The organism is Bacillus sp. LB7, from assembly GCF_030449715.1.
Classification (GTDB): Bacteria; Bacillota; Bacilli; order Bacillales; family Bacillaceae; genus Bacillus; species Bacillus paralicheniformis.
In genome coordinates, this window is the sequence record NZ_JASGCA010000046.1 from 1 (window position 1) to 1,971 (window position 1,971).

A 1,971-nucleotide genomic window follows, 5' to 3' on the forward strand; every position below is an offset into this window, starting at 1 on the left:
TCCCGCCGTTGTCATCGGTTAATTTATAAAGCTGTCCGGCATTCCATTTCGTTCTCTCGTCCGCAGTTATATGCCGAGTATCATCCCTATTATGCGTATCAAATTCTGCCTTTGTCGCCTGCTTTACATTATCAACTTTATCTAGTCCGACCTGAGATTTTGTGACCTTATGCGGATTGTCCGTTTTTGCTGCGTGTTGGTCCGTGTAGTCCTCCGCATTCTTCTGTGCGGCATCCGCTTTCTGCTGGGCACCGTCCTTCGTTTCGATATTATTGAGCGTCTCGAACTTCTTCTCCAATTTGGCAAGAAGCTGTTCGGCATCCGCCGCCATTTCCTGAATAACGGCTTTAAGCGTCTCGAAATCTTCGATATAGTATTCAGCAATCGGCGCAATGTCCTGATCAACAAGCGCGCTATCGATCACAAACGAAAACTTATGCACACTCATCTTTTGGCCGTTGTCGTAATTGACGTAAAGCTCAGCCTGCACCGTTCCATAATGCTTAACTTGTTCCGGTGTTAAGACATAAAAAATAACGCCCTTCAGCGCGTCTTCGACTTCTGTATTGACATAGACCTGGCTGCCGTCAGTAAACCTCATGAATAGCTTGGCATGGGTTGCCTTACTTATCGGCAAAGGTACACCGTCCTTTGTCAGGTTAAACGACAATTTTGCGGTCCCGATATCTTGCGTACTAAATTGAATATTTGCTGATACACTTCGCTTCACTTGTGCATTGACATCAAAGTGCACAGCCGTATTTTTATAAATCATTGGTTCACCTCCCCTTTTAATTAGCTGCTGCTTTTTGTAATGATTTTTCTAATATAGTCATCTTTTGTTGTCCCGTAATACCCGTTAAAATTGGAATCTCCTTGAACGATGACGCGGCCAGTCCCTTTTGTGTTGGTGACATTCACCTCTGTTGCAGCGTCCTTTACTAAAATCGCAAACGCCTTCTCGACGCCTCGTATCCGGCTATTTTCAATCCGTCCGTCGTATCCATTTTCCACATAAATGCCCCCGCGCCCTCTCGTACTGCTTTGCTCTTTATTGGTATTCATCACATTATTATCTCTCACATCAAAGTGATCGCAGTTTTGAATAAAAATACCGTTGCGGCCAGTAGTGTTAATTTCGTTTCGATCAATAGATAGGTGATATGATTTCGGCACGGTAGAAGTTTTATCTCTGCTTTTTTCGACGTAGATTGCTTCTGTATCAACGCAGGACACATAATTTCGATCAATAAAGGTGTTGAAACAGCCTTCTATCCACATCCCTCTTCTTCCCCCAAAGATTCGGTTATCAGCGATGAAAGCATTTCTTGCAAAGACTAATTTTATGGCTTGCTCATAGTCATATTCACCAATCTCTTTTGCTTTTAATTTAAAGTAGTTCCCAAAAATACGAATGCCATCGCTCCAGGCGACTTCATTGTTATATATTTGCCCAAACGATAAGATTCCGTATGACTTGTAATCATAAAAATCATTTCCCTGAATCAAGACGTTTTGTGCATTTTGGGGGCGATTCATTTGGACTCCTTCAACATTTTTAGAACTTTCAATTCCTCCAGCTGCTTGGGAAATTCGAATACATTCATTATTGCGCTTAAATCGATTGTTTAAAATCTTAACTTCGCCCCATTTAAACGTTCTTACCCCTGCAAAGCCACAGTCTTCAATTGTATTGTCAAAGATTGTGATGTTTTTTTGGAAAATATCATAAACAGCATAGTGATTTCCTATCGCAGAACCCCAGCCGCCCAACAGCTCAGATTTACCAAAATGATTATGGGCGATATAAACGTTTTGATTAGGGGTGCCGTCAAACTCTCCGAATTGATTGACGCCCATTTCAACAAATTCCCCAAGCTGTATGGCTTCTGAGAAAGGGCGTTTTCCGCTCAAGTCTATGAATCCAAAAAAATTGCTCCTTGTGATCTGGAGATTGTTGATCCCATTGGC

At 42.1% G+C, this 1,971-nt stretch carries 2 protein-coding genes; both read right to left on the bottom strand.

The genetic code is table 11. From position 1 onward, the window contains the following. On the bottom strand, positions 1-775 hold a 775-nt coding region (locus QMZ64_RS22935), incomplete at its 3' end, for a phage baseplate upper protein (protein ID WP_301441633.1). Positions 776-795: 20 nt separating this feature from the next. Continuing rightward, positions 796-1,971: right-handed parallel beta-helix repeat-containing protein (locus tag QMZ64_RS22940; protein ID WP_301441634.1), on the bottom strand; the 1,176-nt coding region annotated here is incomplete at its 5' end.